At 50.4% G+C, this 1524-nt stretch carries 3 protein-coding genes; 1 reads left to right on the top strand and 2 read right to left on the bottom strand.

The features are described 5' to 3' along the window. Window positions 1-141 precede the first annotated feature (141 nt). Window positions 142-495 (bottom strand): DUF1428 domain-containing protein, encoded by a 354-nt coding sequence (locus tag RTY00_RS24645; RefSeq protein ID WP_312666731.1) that lies wholly within the window; start codon window positions 493-495, stop codon window positions 142-144. Window positions 496-673: 178 nt separating this feature from the next. Between RTY00_RS24645 and RTY00_RS24640 the strand changes: the two genes are divergently transcribed. Further along, complete coding sequence (locus tag RTY00_RS24640; RefSeq protein WP_312666733.1) at window positions 674-1360, top strand: hypothetical protein; 687 nt, start codon at window positions 674-676, stop codon at window positions 1358-1360. A gap of 40 nt (window positions 1361-1400) precedes the next feature. On the opposite strand, the gene RTY00_RS24635 is transcribed toward RTY00_RS24640, so the two are convergent. Next, on the bottom strand, window positions 1401-1524 hold a 124-nt coding region (locus RTY00_RS24635; protein ID WP_312666732.1), incomplete at its 5' end, for a family 1 glycosylhydrolase.

Raw genomic sequence — 1524 nt, 5'->3', positions numbered from 1 at the left:
CGTTACCCGAATAATCCGCGAGCGCCAATCGCTTAGAGGTCAGTTCAGATTTTGAAAATCATAAATGATATCGGACGGTGATAGAGCGCCAAGTCGTAGGGTCGCCATTCATGGCGACCATCATAACGCATTAGCTCTCAGCTACTCATCCAGCAAAATCGCGAATCCGCCATAGATCATGCGTTTGCCATCGAACGGCATATTCTCGCCCATCTCTTTCATGCGCGGATCGGACATCATTTTGCCATTGGCGGCGTCACGCGCTTCTCGCGAGGGATATTCGATCCAGCTGAATACCACCGTTTCGCCCTCTTCGGCTTTTACCGCGCGATAGAAATCGGTCTGCGTGCCTTCAGGCACATCGTCTGCCCAGCACTCGACGATACGCGTGGCGCCAAACTCTTTAAACAGCGGCGCGGCTTTGGCCGCCATGGCACGATAATCCTCCTTATTGGCTTCCGGCACCGCTACGACAAAACCATCAACATACGACATAGCTCGTTACTCCGTCGTGATTTACGCGGTCAGTAATAACCGCCCATTAATTGTACAAATGATGTGCATTACGAGCCGAAACATAGATGGAAAATTGCGCGCTTACTCGCAGATTCTGCGCGAGCCAGGCGATTTACGTTACACTGACGCCTTTGATCGTCACGTCACCGAGAAATCTATGCGCATCACCATTGAACCGGCCGATCAGCCGTTTATTCACCGCTTATTAGGTGAAGAGATTGAGAGTATTGACACCGCATCCACCAATGCCACGTTATTGCAGCAGGCGCTGCACAGTGCACGTCAGCAAAAAAATCACGAAGCCGATCTCGACTGGCGGCGCAACGCGCTGTTTCTGCTGCTTTTTGTGTTTTTATATGCCGCGCTGGGTGCGTCATTAACATTGGATCTCACGCCGCAGGCATCCAGCCATAAAAGTCTCGCTTACGCGCTGGAAGCGGTGCCGGTACTGATCGCCTTCTCCGGTTTATTTGTCTCGCTGCTCTACGTATTTCTCACCCGCAGCGGCGCACGTCGTTTGCGTAATTGGGAACAGGGAATTTTTGTGCTGGAGAAATACAGCGGCGCGAATTTCAGTCGGCAAATTAATGAAATGGGATCACGCACCACCGATTATTCGCAGTCGGCAATTAGCGTTGCGCTGGCGCTGTTTATTTGTGTGACTTGGGTGGTGATGTATAACTATTTCACCTTCACCACCAGCGGCGTGATTGGTAGCGTGATTTCGTTATTCATCACCACCATGACCTACGTGATTCTGGATATTCAACTGCTGAAATCTAATTCATCCATCGCCATTGATGAACCGCTGATTCCGGCTGAAGACGAGAAAGAGAAGCCTTAAAGATCTTCTAGGTGCGACATCCTTGTCGCACCTATTTTGGTTAGAGTTCTTCGCCGTTGCTGGCGATGACCCGGCGATACCAGTCAAAACTCTTCTTCTTCGAGCGGGCAAAATCTCCGCTACCATCATCGTTTTTATTTACGTAGATAAAGCCATAGCGCTTG

Origin of the sequence: Pantoea sp. CTOTU49201 (assembly GCF_032054795.1) — a bacterium.
In the GTDB taxonomy this organism is placed as follows: Bacteria; Pseudomonadota; Gammaproteobacteria; order Enterobacterales; family Enterobacteriaceae; genus Pantoea; species Pantoea symbiotica.
This window is presented reverse-complemented; position numbering and strand designations above follow the sequence as displayed.

Excerpts from the sequence above, each read along its gene's own strand:
- RTY00_RS24645 (WP_312666731.1), bottom strand. The coding sequence starts at position 495 with ATGTCGTATGTTGATGGTTTTGTCGTAGCGGTGCCGGAAGCCAATAAG.
- RTY00_RS24640 (WP_312666733.1), top strand. The coding sequence starts at position 674 with ATGCGCATCACCATTGAACCGGCCGATCAGCCGTTTATTCACCGCTTA.